This is a genomic window from Domibacillus indicus (genome assembly GCF_000970685.1).
Classification (GTDB): Bacteria; Bacillota; Bacilli; order Bacillales; family Domibacillaceae; genus Domibacillus; species Domibacillus indicus.
Genome location: NZ_LAJB01000002.1, coordinates 400,961 through 414,931, shown reverse-complemented (window position 1 = coordinate 414,931; position 13,971 = coordinate 400,961). Strand labels below are relative to the sequence as shown.

Sequence of the window (13,971 nt, the reverse complement as noted above, 5' to 3'; positions counted from 1 at the left end):
AGAATGGATGCATGGATGTACAATTAGCAGAACGCGTAAAAGCACTAACCCCGTCAACAACGCTGGCGATTACAGCAAAAGCAAAAGAGATGAAAGCACAGGGTATTGACGTCATCGGACTTGGTGCCGGAGAGCCGGACTTTAATACACCGGGGCATATCATTGAAGCGGCCTATGAATCATTAAAAGAGGGCCAAACAAAATACACGCCGGCAGGCGGCCTCGCAGAGCTGAAAAAAGCCATTATCGAGAAATTTAAACAGGATCAGGGCATTACATATAAAGCGAATGAAATTATTGTCACAACAGGTGCAAAGCACGCCCTTTATAACCTTTTCCAGGTTATTTTAAATGAAGGCGATGAAGTAATTATTCCAACTCCTTACTGGGTCAGCTATCCTGAACAAGTTAAGCTCGCGGACGGCGTACCGGTTTATGTAGACGGCAAAGAGTCAAATGATTTTAAAATTACACCGGAGCAGCTTGAGGCGGCGATTACGGATAAAACAAAAGCAGTCATTATTAACTCGCCGTCTAACCCGACCGGCATGCTTTACTCGGCAGAAGAGCTGAAAGCACTCGGAGAAATCGCCGTGCGCCGTAACATATGGATCGTGTCAGATGAAATCTATGAAAAATTAGTATATGGCGAAAACAAGCACGTATCGATCGCGCAATTGTCTCCAGAGCTGAAAGAACAAACGATTATCATTAATGGTGTATCGAAATCGCATTCTATGACAGGCTGGCGGATCGGATATGCGGCTGGAAACGCACAGATTATTAAAGCGATGACAGACCTTGCAAGCCATTCCACCTCTAACCCGACATCTACTGCTCAATATGGAGCCATCGCTGCTTATACGGGCACACAGGAGCCGGTGGAAGAAATGAAAAAAGCGTTTGAGGAGCGCTTAACTATTATTCATGCCAAGTTAAACGAAATTCCGGGAGTTGCCTGCTTAAAGCCTCAGGGTGCTTTTTACCTGTACCCGAATGTAACAGAAGCAGCAAAATTAACAGGTCACGCCAGTGTGGATGATTTTGTTACAGCCCTTCTTGAGGAAGCAAATGTGGCTGTTGTGCCGGGCAGCGGCTTTGGAACGCCGGACAACATCCGTTTATCTTATGCTACGTCACTTGAACTGCTTGAAAAAGCCGTTGAGCGTATTGCGGATTATGTAAAAACAAACCAAAAAGGGTAACAATACTTAGAAAAGCAGTCCGTTCGGGCGGCTTTTCTTTTTTTCCGGGTCCTAGTATAATATGAAGCATTGCAGAGGTTCGAGGTGGATGAAAAATGAAAGAAAAAGAAATGATGATTCGCTGGATGGAGAAGGGCGCGACAAGCGTGCCCAATGTGCTATTTGAAAACTATAAGCGTCTGTCCCTGAATGAGCAGGAAATGATGGTGCTTTTGCATATTTACTCCTATTCCCAAAAAGGAATCAGCTTTCCGAGCTTTGAAGAGCTTTCAAACCGGATGACGATGTCGGCGTCTGACTGTGCAGGATGTGTAAAAAAGCTCATTCAAAAACAGGTGATCGCGATTGAACAGGGGAGCCAGACAGGTTATGAATTTTATTCATTTGAGCCGCTTTGGAGCAAGCTTGCTGCTCTTTTTGAGTCGGAAGCGAGAGGCCAGTCTGTCCAGCAGAAAATGATTGAAGAAAAAGATTTGTACAGTTTATTTGAAGGGGAATTCGGCCGGCCTCTTTCTTCGATTGAATGCGAAACTCTCGCTCTCTGGATTGACCAGGATGGCCATGAGCCGCCGCTCATTAAAGCAGCGCTTCGGGAAGCGGTTCTGTCCATGAAGCTGAACTTCCGCTATATTGACCGTATTTTGTTTGAATGGAAAAAGCAGGGGATTAAAACAGTAGAGCAGGCTCGGGAACAGGGGAAAAAGTTCCGGAAGCCGGCCGGAACCGAACAGGTATCGCGCTCCGATTATGCGGTGCCATTTTACAACTGGCTGGAGCAGTAAGGAGAATTGAAGCATGCTGAACAAAATTCAAATTCGCCGCTGCCTGGATACATTTGCAGAAATGTTTCCGGATGCGCACTGCGAATTAAACCACCGCAATCCATTTGAGCTTGTGATTGCGGTGGCACTGTCTGCGCAATGCACGGATGCGCTCGTCAATAAAGTAACAAAAGGGCTGTTTGAAAAATACAAAACGCCTGAAGATTATTTGTCTGTTCCGCTTGAGGAGCTCGAGCAGGATATTCGCTCAATCGGCTTATACCGGAATAAAGCGAAAAACATTCAAAAGCTGTCACGCATGCTTATTGAAGAATTGGGCGGCATAGTGCCCGAGACGCAGGATGAGCTTGAGAAATTGCCGGGTGTCGGCCGCAAAACGGCGAATGTTGTCGCGTCTGTTGCTTTTGGCGTGCCAGCGATTGCAGTCGACACTCATGTCGAACGAATTTCCAAGCGGCTCGGTTTTTGTCGTTGGAAAGATAATGTGACAGAAGTCGAAAAAACGTTGATGCGCAAAATTCCAAAAGAAGAGTGGTCCGTTACCCATCACCGCATGATCTTTTTTGGAAGGTACCATTGCAAGGCTCAATCGCCTAATTGCCCGGAATGCCCGCTTCTTGATATATGCCGCGAAGGAAAAAAGCGCATGAAGCTGGGGAGGGTCCGTAAATGAAAGTGAGGATTCCAAGAGAGCTTCGTTACTTTTCAGATGAAGCTGAAGCCCGGCTGCCTGAATCCGTTCATACATATCCTTATTTTAAATATGAACTAAGCGGTGAAAAGCCATGGAAAGGGGAAAAAAGCGGCCTTCCCCTGCTTGAATCCGCGTGGGCGGAAATGGAAAACGCACTGGATAAAAAGCAGCGCAGCCGCAGCAAAGAGGTAAAAGAAGAGGTCGATGCGCTGCTTGCGATGTTTTTTATGGCTCTGTTCTGGGTGAACGGGCAGCCGTCCGCTCCGGTGCTGTGGAAAGAAAAAGAAGCAGAGTTCGCCGTTAAGCCGATTAATTTTTTGGAGCGCTTCAGTTATATTGACAGCCGCCCTTACACTTATATGGCATACCGTCAGCTGATTGAATTGATGACTGAATTAAAAAAAGCCGCCGCTGTTTATGCAATTAGAAACCCCCGATGATTGATCATCGGGGGGTTCTTTTTTATTTGTATTTTATTGGGCAGGTGCGGCATCTACTTCAGGAGCAGGCTCAGGCTCGCTTACGCTATTGCCGTTTCCGTTGGTATTGCCATCCGTATTCCCGCTGGTATTCCCGCCGGTGTTTCCGTCAGTATTCCCGCCGGTGTTCCCACCGGAGTTGCCGCTGGTATTTCCACCCGTGTTCCCGCCGGTATTTCCTCCGCCAGAGCTGCCTTCCGAAGGTGTGCCTGTATCAGGCTGCTCCGGCTGCTCGGGTTGAGGCTCCGGCTGTTCCGGCTGCTCCGGTTCCGGTTCTGGTTCTGGTTCTGGCTGCTCTGGTTCTGGCTCAGGCTCCGGTTCAGCAGGCTGCTCCGGTTCTTCGGCCTGGCCGCCAGGGATGGTCACGGACGTAGAAGCAGAGTCCACGTTTTGTCCATCTACAATAGCCGTTACGGTAATAGAATAGGACTGTCCGGGCTGGCCGCCGCCAAAGACGGTTGAGAAGCCGCCAATCGACTGTGTTTCCGCGCCGTTTGTTACACTAAAGGACGGGCTGCCTTCGCCGCTGTAGCCCCACGAAACAGACATATTGCCATTTGCGTCAGCAGAAGCCGACAAACCGGTAATCTCGCCGCCTGTCACTTCTTCCTCCGGCTGTTCTTCTTCTTCCGGTTCTTCTTCCTCTTCCTCAGGCTCAGGCTTTGGAACAGAACGTTTTGGCTGTTCGCCCCGGATAAACAATTCATACGTTACATCGCTTCCTGAAGCCCCGCTGCCGGCCACAATAGCGGGGTTCGAGCCTTTCACAATTGGAAGCTCTATCACGCTGTCTGGCTTTTCAAAATCAGGGGTTTCCACATCCTCTGACACTTTTGTCATGAGCTGTTTAAAGATTTCTTTTGCAATTTGCTGGCTTTCTTTTGATAAGTACTCGGTCCGGCTTTCATAGCCTGTCCAAACGGCCGCTGTGTATTGGGTCGTATAGCCGACAAACCACGCATCCGGTGATGCACTGGATGGGAAGTCGTATTTTGCGAGCTCATCATCCGTGTAGTTGGTTGTCCCCGTTTTACCCGCCATATGAAGGTCAGGAATATTAGCCGCTGTCCCTGTTCCGTAATCCACTACGCTTTTCAGCATATCGGTTACCATATAAGCTGTGTAGTCACTCATGGCAGGCTCTGAGGTTACATCATTTTCAACAACTGTCCCGTCTGCCAGGGTGATTTTTGTGACAGTATGCGGTTCATTGTAAATACCGCCATTCCCGAATGCCGCATAGGCACCGGCCATTTGCAGCGGCGAAATGCCTTCATCGCCGTCCATGGCACCGATGGCATAGGATTCATACTCATTTTCTAAGTTAATGCCAAGCTTGCCGGCAAACTCATAGGCATCCTCGAAGCCGACTTCCTGGAAGGTCCGGACGGCCGGTGTGTTTTTCGAGCGGGCAAGAGCATCACGCATTGACATCATCCCGGCATACGAGCCGCCGGCATTTCCGACTGAACCGCCGCGCGAGTATTGAAGCGGGCTGTCTTCCACCTGCTCATACGTAGACCATTTCAAATATTCGACGGCCGGGCCGTAATCCAAAATCGGCTTGATCGTTGACCCCGGCTGGCGTTTAATATCCGTCGCATAGTTTAAGCCGCGCTGCACTTCCTGATTGCGGCCGCCGCCAATCGCACGGATAGCGCCGGTCTCAGTATCGGTCAGGGCGATACCGGCCTGGAACAGTTCGCTTGGATAATTGATGTATTCGTCGCTGTTCAGCAGTTCATACATATATTCCTGTGCATCTTTATCCATGGTTGTTTCAATCGTTAACCCGTCTGTGTAGGCGTTGTAGCCCATTTCTTCTACTTCTTCAATAACAAGATCGACGAAAGCATCATATTCAGGGTCAATACCAGTCATACTGACAGGCTCGTCCACTAAAAAGTCTGTAATATTTTGCGCCTGTGCTTCCTCCATCTCGGCAGCGGAAATTTTGTCGTGCTGATTCATAAGGGAGAGAACCACATCTTTCCGCTTCTCCGCCCGTTCCGGATGCTCAAACGCGTTGTAGTTATTCGGACTCTGCGGCATCCCGGCAAGATAAGCCGCTTCCGGAAGAGACAGCTCGCTCAATTCCTTGCCGAAATAATAATCGGCCGCCGCTTTTACGCCATTAATTCGATTAGACATATAAATTTTATTAACATACATCTCCAAAATTTCTTCTTTGGAGTATTTCTGCTCCAGCTTATAAGCAAGATACGCTTCCTGGGCTTTCCGTTTCAGCGTTTTATCCGGTGATAAAAACGACAGCTTGACCACCTGCTGGGTAATGGTGCTTGCTCCCTGTGAGCCAAAACCGTCCGTGACATTTTTCACAACCGCACCGGCAAGACGCACCGGGTCAATCCCTTTATGCTCAAAAAAGCGGCTGTCTTCCGTTGCGATAAACGCGTCACGGACAAGAACAGGAACATCCTCGTAATTCACATAATCACGGCGTTCAGCACCAATATTCGTCAGCAGGGTGCCGTCATCATAGTTGACTTTTGACGAAATCGGGTCTTTTAGCAGCGCTTCGTCAATTTCCGGAGTGTCCTTTACATAGTACGCAAATAAGCCGACACCGCCGACAATAAGAAGCAGAGCCGCTAAAAACAGCCCAAGAAAAATTCGTTTTACAATGGAGCGCTTTTTGTTCTTCGGCGCTTTTGGTGCTTTCGCCGCTTTTGGTTTTTTGGCGGCGCGAACCGGCTTTTTCTTTTGCTGGCTCCGCCGCTCCGTTCTCGATTTGTATTCCTCAGCCATATATCTTTTTTCCTCGCTTTCAAAATTAAAAGTATATTTCTTCCATTGCATCTAAAAAAGGTATGCGCGGGGAGAGGCCCAGTTTCAATGCTTTGCTGCAGCCGGCAAGCTCTGTTTTGGTAATGGATTTACGGCCGCCGTCCTGCATGCGTTGCCAGAAGCCGTTTAATGTAGAAAACGGCAGAAAAAACAGCTCGTCCGTTTTGGAAAAACGGATAATCACAAACGCAATGCCGCCGTGCTCCTCAACTTGTTTCATGTGCGCAATTTGATGCTCGTGAAAGTTTTTGAGTGGAAACGATGTCGCATTATTAGTTTCCTTTGCTTCAAAATCAATATACTTTCCTTTGTACACCCCGTTGTAATCCGTTGTAGATGCTTGTCTAAAATAGGCTTCTTTAATGACAGCGGCACTTCGGGCGGGGTAGTCCACCCGCACAATTTGCACGGGTACGGGTTTTTTATGGATTACTGCCAGATTTCGGCTTAAATAGTACGCGTTCGTTTCATTGATGTCGTCTTCGAGCGTCATGCCGCGGTTTGAAAATACGGAATCTTTTTTCGGCGGTGCCGATTCGGACTTTTGTAACGGCTGCGTATATTGTTTTCCATTTGGATAGCGGATCGCCATCTTTTTCCCTCCTCTTGAATCCAATCAATATCATACCACAAGAGTGAACAAAACGCCTGTTTGAAAAGGAGCATTCCTTTCGACCTTTTTTGACATCTCTCAATTGAAAAAAAGCGTCCGATCGGCTAGTATAAGGAAATAAGTAAAATGATGCAAATGAAGCAGGTGAGCCATTTTGAGCAAAGAAACAGAGCAGATTGCGGCGCTCCAGGAAGAGAATCGGCTGCTAAAAGAAGAGCTTGAGGAATATAAACAATTGGTGAAAGATGTTTCAGCGCCGATTATTCCGTCGATTATTCCCGAAACAATTTTAGTGCCGATTACAGGCAAGCTGTCACAGGAACGGTTTGAAATGATTACTTCTTCCATTATGAATGCCTGCTATGGGAATGAAACGGAAACGGTCATTATCGACTTTACCGCTATTTCAAAAAAAGAAATTGGCGAAACTTCTGTGCTTGGCCAGTCTATCGATCATTTGGTAAATTCTTTAAACCTACTGGGAGCGGAAACCTTTTTTGTCGGATTTACTCCGGATTTTACCCAGGAGCTGATGCGAAGCGGGCTGCAGATCCGGCCGGATTTAAATACATTTTTAACATTCCGCAGCGCCCTTCAATATTTAATGAAGAAAAAAGGAATAAATTTCGCATAATTTGTCGCCCCGTCACTTTCTTTGCCGTCCTGGCACTAGTTTTGTCAGGGAGGAAGGAATTCTTTTTTGCCTGACGAATTTTTTTAGTCAACAAGGCAAAGGGGTGAAGGAATATGAAGAAAGAAGAGTTGATGACGAAAGACGAGTGGATGAAGCAGCTGATGGAATTGGAAAAAGAAACACAGGAGCTTGAACAGCGGCTTAAAATGAGAGTAGCGGATGAGCGGAGCAGCAAAATCGCCGGCTTTCGGATTCATGCTGAGCGCCTTCATAACCGGCTGCTTCTTGTTGAAGAAGGAGCACGATTTTTATGTGAGGACGCGCCTTCACTGACGCCTCTTAAACCGGCTGCGGGCTCTATCTGAAATGAGGGGTAGCAGGTGTCGCTGCGTGACAATACGGCAAAGCTCCGTGGTCTGATTATGCGGGCAAAAGCCATTTATGAAACATATCGTGAAACAAAAGAAGAAGCGGATTTTTTTGGAACGGTTAAGCCGTTTGCGGATAACATGGATGCTGCGGCGGATGTGTGGGAGCAGGAAGCCCTTCAATTTTTACAGGAGCATCCGCAAAAATACCTGCATGCGGCTCAAATTGTGCAGGCGGCGGATAATGCGCGGCGGGTTGGCGCTCATGCCCACTTTTTTGAAACGGGAAAAGCGAAATTTATTCAATCGGCAGATTCAGCCCTGTACGTGCTTGAATCGCTCGATAATTGCATACAAGAATAAGAGCGCGGAACTGCGTTCTTTTTTTTGCTTTCAAAAAGATCGTTTGTTCGATAGAATAAAAACAAAAGCAAAATCGGCCGCCCCGGGCGGAGGCCAGGACAAAAGAGGTGTGCATCATCATGTGGAAAAAAACACTTTCGGAGCTTATTGCTGAGCTGCGTAAAGACGAAAATGTGATTCACTGGCATGAGCTTGAGCCGGCAGAAGCAAACGTGCGTCCGCTGCCGGAAACCATTGACGGACGGCTTCGGCAGGCGCTGAAGGCACGCCGTGTTCACGATTTATATACACATCAATATTCCGCTTATGAAGCGGTGCAAAAAGGCGAAAATATTACGGCGGTTACTCCGACGGCATCCGGCAAAACACTTTGCTACAATTTGCCGGTGCTGCAGAAAATTGCGGAAGATGAAACGAGCCGGGCGCTTTACTTGTTTCCGACAAAAGCACTGGCGCAGGACCAGAAAAGCGAATTAAATGAGCTGATTGCCGAGATGGACATCGATATTAAAAGCTTTACCTATGACGGCGACACATCGCCGACAATCCGGCAGAAAGTCCGGCAGGCGGGACATATCGTCATCACAAATCCGGATATGCTTCATTCGGCTATTTTGCCAAACCATACAAAATGGGTCAGCTTGTTTGAGAATTTAAAATACATCGTTATTGATGAGCTGCATACGTACCGCGGCGTGTTTGGCAGCCACGTGGCGAACGTCATCCGCCGCTTAAAGCGGATTTGTTCTTTTTATGGAAGCCATCCGCAGTTTATTTGCACATCCGCGACCATTGCCAATCCGAAAGAGCTGGCCGAGCAGCTGACAGGCAGCCCGATGCGGCTGATTGACAATAATGGTGCCCCGCGAGGGCGGAAGCATTTTGTTTTTTACAACCCGCCGGTTGTAAACGAACCGCTGAACATCCGCAAAAGCGCGACGGCTGAAGTGAACAGGCTGGCGCGGGAGTTTTTACGAAACCAGATTCAAACAATTATTTTTGCAAGAAGCCGGGTACGGGTTGAAATTATTTTGAGCCATATTCAGGAGCTTGTAAAAAAAGAGGTCGGGCCGAAGAAAATCCGCGGCTACCGGGGCGGCTACCTGCCCAATGAGAGGCGCGCTATTGAAAAAGGCCTGCGTGATGGCGATATATTAGGGGTGGTAAGCACGAATGCCCTTGAGCTTGGCGTCGATATTGGCCAGCTGCAGGTATGTGTGATGACAGGATACCCCGGAAGCGTTGCCAGCACCTGGCAGCAGGCAGGCCGTGCCGGACGCCGTCACGGTGAATCCGTCATCGTAATGGTCGCGGGCTCCGCGCCGATCGACCAGTATGTTGTCCAGAACCCGGATTACTTTTTTGAACGGAATCCCGAATCGGCACGCATCAATCCGGAAAATTTAATTATTTTAGTGGATCATTTAAAATGCGCCGCCTATGAGCTTCCATTCCAGGAAACCGAATCATTCGGCCCGATGGAAGTGGCCGATATTCTTGATTACTTGAGAGAAGAGCGGGTTCTTCATTATAATAGCGGCAAATACCACTGGTCACACGAATCGTTCCCGGCTTCGAATATCAGCCTCCGGTCTGCTGCGCAGGAAAATGTTGTAATCGTTGACCAGTCGGAAACCGCCAATGTAAAAATTATCGGGGAGATGGACCGGCTCAGTGCGATGACGCTTTTGCACGATGAAGCGATTTACCTGCATGAAGGCATTCAGTATCAAGTGGAAAAGCTCGACTGGGAACATAAAAAAGCTTATGTTCGGCAGGTAGACGTGGAATATTATACAGACGCAAACCTTGCCGTGCAGCTGAAAGTGCTGGAAGTGGACCGTACCAAAGAGCAGGAGCAGTCTGCTGTTCATTATGGAGATGTGACGGTGAACATTTTGCCGACGATTTTCAAAAAAATTAAAATGACGACGTTTGAAAATATTGGATCGGGGCCGATTACACTGCCAGAAGAAGAAATTCACACAAGCGCCGTGTGGCTTGAATGGAAGCGGGAAGAGCCTGAGAAATCGCTTGAGCACATTTTGATGGGTGTGGCGAACGTGCTGCATCACGTTGTGCCGATCCATACAATGTGCGATAAAAGCGATATTCATGTTACCTCCCAAATTAAAGCTGCCCATACCGGGATTCCGACAATTTTTCTGTATGATCATTATCCGGGCGGAATCGGCCTTGCCGAGGATGTGTACAAGCGGTTTGAGGAAGTGAAAAAAGCCGCCCAGGATTTGATCCGCAGATGCCCGTGCGAGAATGGCTGCCCATCGTGCGTGGGCATGGGATTTGACGGCATGAATATAAAGCAAAAAAGCATTGAACTGCTTGACCAGTGTTAAGGAGTGTCCAAGATGAGCATGGCAAAAAAACTGCAGCGGCTCAAAAAACATATTGTGCGCGAGGAGCCGCCAGCCCCAAAAATAGAAGCGCCAAAAGCCATCCGGTTTTGGGAGGCATGGGAAGCAGCGGGGGCGGAGCTTTTTGAATTTGACGGCGAGTACTGCATTACGCGGGAAACACATTATGATATTGAGACGGCACATGGCCTTTATACATTTCAGGATGCCCAAAAAACAATTGGGCAATGGAGCTCGTTTGAAGGGTACCACCCACTGTCCGCAAAAGGCTTTGCGACGTCTGATTTGTTCTTTTTTGATATTGAAACAACCGGGCTGAGCGGCAGCGGAAGCGTAATTTTTCTGCTTGGCACCGCCCGTATTCATAACAGCAGGGTGACGGTCAGGCAGTATTTTCTGCCGTCACCGGGCAATGAAGCCGCTCTTTATGCAAAGTTTCTGCAGGAAACCGACTATACAACGCTTGTCACCTACAATGGGAAGTCGTTTGACTGGCCGCAGGTAAAGTCGCGCCATACCTTCGTTCGCGATAAAGTGCCGGCTCTGCCGGCTTTTGGCCATTTTGATTTATACCATGCATCGCGGCGGCTTTTTAAGCATACAATGGAATCGGTTAAGCTCGTGAATGTGGAAAAAGAGCATCTCGGGCTTGAACGGATTAATGATGTACCCGGCCACCTGGCACCGATTATTTATTTTGATTTTGTCGAGCGGGGAGATCCTGAAGGGGTGCTTGAGGTTATGAAGCACAATGAACGGGACATTTTAAGTCTGATTACGCTCTACACACATATCAGCCGATTGGTGCTTGATCAAAAAGGGCCAGCTGACAGCCAGACGGCGCTCGAAGTGGGAAAATGGTTTGAAGCGTCCGGGAACCGGGCAGCTGCGAAAAAATCGTTTGAGCAGTCAGCCCGGAGCACTGAAACAGAAGTCGCGCTAGATGCGGCTTACCGCCTTGCGATGCAGCATAAGCGGGAGAAGTCCTTTGAGGAAGCGGCGGCCTTATTTCAACGTGTGCGGCAGGCGGAAGGAAAACGGGCGGTTGAGGCAGCTGTTGAGCTGGCAAAAATGTATGAACACAAGTGGAAGGATATCCCTAAATCATTACAGGAGACAAGCTGGGCGCTTGAGCAGAACTTGAAAAATGAAGGCGTAAAAAGCGCATTGGAGCACCGTTTGCAGCGATTGCAAAAAAAATTGTCAAAATAACGCGAAAACAGTCGTCATTCAGTTGTAACTTTTTTGAAAACAACGTAAAATGGAAATTGGTTGTTTTACAGGTAAACTATAAATATGGGGTGAATGACAGGTTGTATCGTGCAATTCTAGTTTTATTTTTCGTGTTTATCGGCTTGACGGCGTTTGTGTTGACGAATTTAAAAGATAGTTTTTATGCTTTGCTGTAAGGAAGGGAAAAACTCGTCTGCGGCCTGCTTTCCAATTGACAAACGATCCTGTTTTTGAAACAATTAACGAAAAGAGGCAGGACTCGATGAAGGTGGTGCGCGACAATGTTGTCGGATAAAATCAAACTAACGGGGAAAGACATCCTTGAAAAAGAATTTAAAACTTCTATGCGTGGATATAATCCCGATGAAGTGGATCAATTTTTAGATCTTGTTATAAAAGACTATGAAATGTTTCAGCAGGCAATTGAAGAATTGCAGCAGGAAAACTTGAGGCTGAAAAAAGAAAACAGTTCCATCGCGGCCCGGAAACCAATTCCGGAAGCGCCGATCCGCCAGCAGCAGCCGGCTCCTGGTTCAACCAATTTTGATATTTTAAAACGGTTATCGAACTTGGAACGCCATGTTTTTGGTGATCGTCTTCATAATGAATAAATTACCATTGCGAAACAGCAATTCATCTCTTATAATGGAGAAATGAAATCGAATAGCGTTTGGGTAATCGCTGCAGTCTTTATGGCTGCAGAGGAAAGTCCATGCTCGCACAGTGCTGAGATGCCTGTAGTGATCGTGCCTGGCGAAATCATAAGCCAGGGCAGCATTTATTGCTGACGGCAGGGAAAGCACCTACGTCTTACAGATATGGTGTGAATACCTTGAAAGTGCCACAGTGACGTAGCTCGGCCAGAAATGGCAGAGGTGGAACGAGGTAAACCCCGCGAGCGAGCAACCCAAATTTTGGTAGGGGCACTTTCCGGACGGAAATGAACGGAAGGAAAGGTGAAAAACAGCTGTTTTTCGCAGATAGATGATTGCCACCGGAGTACGAGGCCATACCCTGGCTGTTTGCAGTACGATGGTACAAAACATGGCTTACAGAACGTTATTCAGGGTTTACACAATGATAAAAAAGCGGCTCTCCTTTTCAGGGGAGCTTTTGTTCTATTTACGGACCATTGCTTTTTTATGAAACGTTAGCGCAAATAAACATTTATGAAAAAAATGAAACGAACCGAAATGAAAAGAGGGTGTACATGTACACATTAATCGCAACCGCTGCGATGGGGCTTGAAGCCATTGTAGCGAAAGAAGTAAAAGATCTCGGATATGAACCCCGTACAGAAAACGGAAAAGTCTATTTTAAAGGAGACGCTTTGGCGATTGCCCGATGCAATATGTGGCTTCGCACCGCAGACCGGGTAAAGGTCGTAGTCGCGGAATTTACGGCGAAAACTTTTGATGAGCTTTTTGAAAAAACAAAAGCACTCAAATGGGAAGAATACCTGCCGAAGGATGCCTCATTCCCGGTACAGGGGAAATCAGTTAAATCCACACTGTTCAGCGTGTCTGACTGTCAGGCCATTGTAAAAAAAGCGATCGTGGAGAGGCTGAAATCCGCTTACCGCGTTGAAACATGGCTTGCGGAAACCGGTGCCCGCTTTCCGCTTGAAGTGGCTCTTTTAAAGGACAAAGTGACGTTGACCATTGATGCAAGCGGCGCCGGCCTTCATAAGCGGGGCTACCGGTCCGGCCAGGGCGAAGCGCCGCTCAAGGAAACACTGGCGGCCGCGCTTGTCAAGCTGACCAACTGGTATCCCGACAAACCGTTTGTGGACCCATTTTGCGGCTCTGGAACGATTCCGATCGAGGCGGCGCTGATCGGCCAAAACATTGCACCCGGCTTTAACCGGGAGTTTATCTCAGAGCAGTGGGAGTGGATTGGAGACCGTATCTGGGATGAAGTGCGCGTCGAGGCGGAGGATAAAGCTAACTATGACCAGCCGCTTGATATCGAAGGCATTGACCTGGACCCGCGCATGGCGGATATTGCAAAAGCCAATGCTTTTGAAGCGGGGCTCGGTGACCTGATCCGTTTTCGCACGGGAGACGCCACTGCATTTCAAACCGGCAAGGAGTACGGCGTAATCATCGGCAATCCGCCATACGGGGAACGGCTGAGCGACCGCCCCAGTGTTGAAAAGCTGTATGCCGATTTAGGGGAAGCATTTAAAAAGCTTGATACCTGGTCGATTTACCTTTTAACATCCCACGAAGGATTCGAGCAGTTCTACGGCCGCCCGGCCACGAAAAAACGGAAGCTGTTTAACGGCTTTATCCGCTGCGATTACTACCAGTACTGGGGCAAACGCCCGCCGCGCCGCGAAAGCTGAGCGCTCCTGCCCAAGCAGGAAAGGCTGACAGCTGCCAAAAGAAAGGCCTTCGATATTCATTATCGAAGGC

The 13,971-nt window shown here is 48.1% G+C and carries 13 protein-coding genes and 1 other RNA gene; 12 read left to right on the top strand and 2 right to left on the bottom strand.

What is annotated here, in order from left to right; translation table 11 throughout:
• The first annotated feature begins 11 nt into the window (after positions 1 to 11).
• From VP98_RS02410 to VP98_RS18200, 4 genes are all read left to right on the top strand, one after another.
• Positions 12 to 1,205: a pyridoxal phosphate-dependent aminotransferase gene (locus VP98_RS02410; protein ID WP_046173693.1), complete on the top strand. Its 1,194-nt coding sequence runs from the start codon at positions 12 to 14 to the stop codon at positions 1,203 to 1,205.
• Positions 1,206 to 1,300: 95 nt separating this feature from the next.
• Positions 1,301 to 1,987 (top strand): DnaD domain-containing protein, encoded by a 687-nt coding sequence (locus VP98_RS02405; protein ID WP_046173692.1) that lies wholly within the window; start codon positions 1,301 to 1,303, stop codon positions 1,985 to 1,987.
• 13 nt (positions 1,988 to 2,000) lie between these two features.
• On the top strand, positions 2,001 to 2,660 hold the full coding sequence (nth, locus tag VP98_RS02400) for an endonuclease III (protein ID WP_046173691.1): 660 nt from the start codon (positions 2,001 to 2,003) through the stop codon (positions 2,658 to 2,660).
• Positions 2,657 to 3,121 carry a YpoC family protein gene (locus VP98_RS18200; protein WP_052712104.1) on the top strand — a complete coding sequence of 155 codons (465 nt, stop codon included), beginning with the start codon at positions 2,657 to 2,659 and terminating at the stop codon, positions 3,119 to 3,121. Before nth ends, VP98_RS18200 begins: the two co-directional genes overlap by 4 nt.
• 33 nt (positions 3,122 to 3,154) lie before the next feature.
• Here the strand turns inward: VP98_RS18200 and VP98_RS02390 are convergent, their stop codons facing one another.
• Both VP98_RS02390 and recU read right to left on the bottom strand, forming a co-directional pair.
• Positions 3,155 to 5,929, bottom strand: a complete 2,775-nt coding sequence (locus VP98_RS02390; protein WP_046173690.1) for a transglycosylase domain-containing protein — start codon at positions 5,927 to 5,929, stop codon at positions 3,155 to 3,157.
• A gap of 25 nt (positions 5,930 to 5,954) precedes the next feature.
• Positions 5,955 to 6,560: a Holliday junction resolvase RecU gene (recU, locus tag VP98_RS02385; RefSeq protein WP_046173689.1), complete on the bottom strand. Its 606-nt coding sequence runs from the start codon at positions 6,558 to 6,560 to the stop codon at positions 5,955 to 5,957.
• Between the two features lie 175 nt (positions 6,561 to 6,735).
• Here recU and VP98_RS02380 point away from each other — a divergent pair, with 175 nt between their 5' ends.
• The 8 genes from VP98_RS02380 (at position 6,736) to VP98_RS02350 (ending at position 13,901) form a co-directional block, all read left to right on the top strand.
• On the top strand, positions 6,736 to 7,215 hold the full coding sequence (locus VP98_RS02380) for an STAS domain-containing protein (RefSeq protein ID WP_052712103.1): 480 nt from the start codon (positions 6,736 to 6,738) through the stop codon (positions 7,213 to 7,215).
• Between the two features lie 113 nt (positions 7,216 to 7,328).
• A complete protein-coding gene (locus tag VP98_RS02375; RefSeq protein WP_046173688.1) occupies positions 7,329 to 7,580 on the top strand; it encodes a hypothetical protein in 252 nt (83 codons plus the stop codon).
• A gap of 15 nt (positions 7,581 to 7,595) precedes the next feature.
• Entirely contained in the window at positions 7,596 to 7,946 is a 351-nt protein-coding gene (locus VP98_RS02370) for a DUF1798 family protein (RefSeq protein WP_046173687.1), read from the top strand.
• A 119-nt stretch (positions 7,947 to 8,065) separates the two neighbouring features.
• A complete protein-coding gene (locus VP98_RS02365; RefSeq protein WP_046173686.1) occupies positions 8,066 to 10,303 on the top strand; it encodes a DEAD/DEAH box helicase in 2,238 nt (745 codons plus the stop codon).
• A 12-nt stretch (positions 10,304 to 10,315) separates the two neighbouring features.
• Complete coding sequence (locus VP98_RS02360) at positions 10,316 to 11,533, top strand: ribonuclease H-like domain-containing protein (protein WP_046173685.1); 1,218 nt, start codon at positions 10,316 to 10,318, stop codon at positions 11,531 to 11,533.
• Between the two features lie 302 nt (positions 11,534 to 11,835).
• Complete coding sequence (gene gpsB, locus VP98_RS02355; protein ID WP_046173684.1) at positions 11,836 to 12,165, top strand: cell division regulator GpsB; 330 nt, start codon at positions 11,836 to 11,838, stop codon at positions 12,163 to 12,165.
• A 55-nt stretch (positions 12,166 to 12,220) separates the two neighbouring features.
• An RNA gene (gene rnpB, locus VP98_RS18440) (RNase P RNA component class B) lies at positions 12,221 to 12,611 on the top strand.
• Positions 12,612 to 12,764: 153 nt separating this feature from the next.
• Positions 12,765 to 13,901, top strand: coding sequence for a THUMP domain-containing class I SAM-dependent RNA methyltransferase (locus VP98_RS02350; protein WP_046174118.1), 1,137 nt, complete (start codon positions 12,765 to 12,767; stop codon positions 13,899 to 13,901).
• The last annotated feature ends 70 nt before the right edge of the window (positions 13,902 to 13,971 follow it).

Coding starts and splice junctions, on each gene's coding strand:
- VP98_RS18200 (WP_052712104.1), top strand. CDS start 2,657: ATGAAAGTGAGGATTCCAAGAGAGCTTCGTTACTTTTCAGATGAAGCT.
- VP98_RS02405 (WP_046173692.1), top strand. CDS start 1,301: ATGAAAGAAAAAGAAATGATGATTCGCTGGATGGAGAAGGGCGCGACA.
- recU (WP_046173689.1), bottom strand. CDS start 6,560: ATGGCGATCCGCTATCCAAATGGAAAACAATATACGCAGCCGTTACAA.
- VP98_RS02390 (WP_046173690.1), bottom strand. CDS start 5,929: ATGGCTGAGGAATACAAATCGAGAACGGAGCGGCGGAGCCAGCAAAAG.
- VP98_RS02410 (WP_046173693.1), top strand. CDS start 12: ATGGATGTACAATTAGCAGAACGCGTAAAAGCACTAACCCCGTCAACA.
- VP98_RS02360 (WP_046173685.1), top strand. CDS start 10,316: ATGAGCATGGCAAAAAAACTGCAGCGGCTCAAAAAACATATTGTGCGC.
- VP98_RS02365 (WP_046173686.1), top strand. CDS start 8,066: ATGTGGAAAAAAACACTTTCGGAGCTTATTGCTGAGCTGCGTAAAGAC.
- VP98_RS02350 (WP_046174118.1), top strand. CDS start 12,765: ATGTACACATTAATCGCAACCGCTGCGATGGGGCTTGAAGCCATTGTA.
- gpsB (WP_046173684.1), top strand. CDS start 11,836: ATGTTGTCGGATAAAATCAAACTAACGGGGAAAGACATCCTTGAAAAA.
- nth (WP_046173691.1), top strand. CDS start 2,001: ATGCTGAACAAAATTCAAATTCGCCGCTGCCTGGATACATTTGCAGAA.
- VP98_RS02375 (WP_046173688.1), top strand. CDS start 7,329: ATGAAGAAAGAAGAGTTGATGACGAAAGACGAGTGGATGAAGCAGCTG.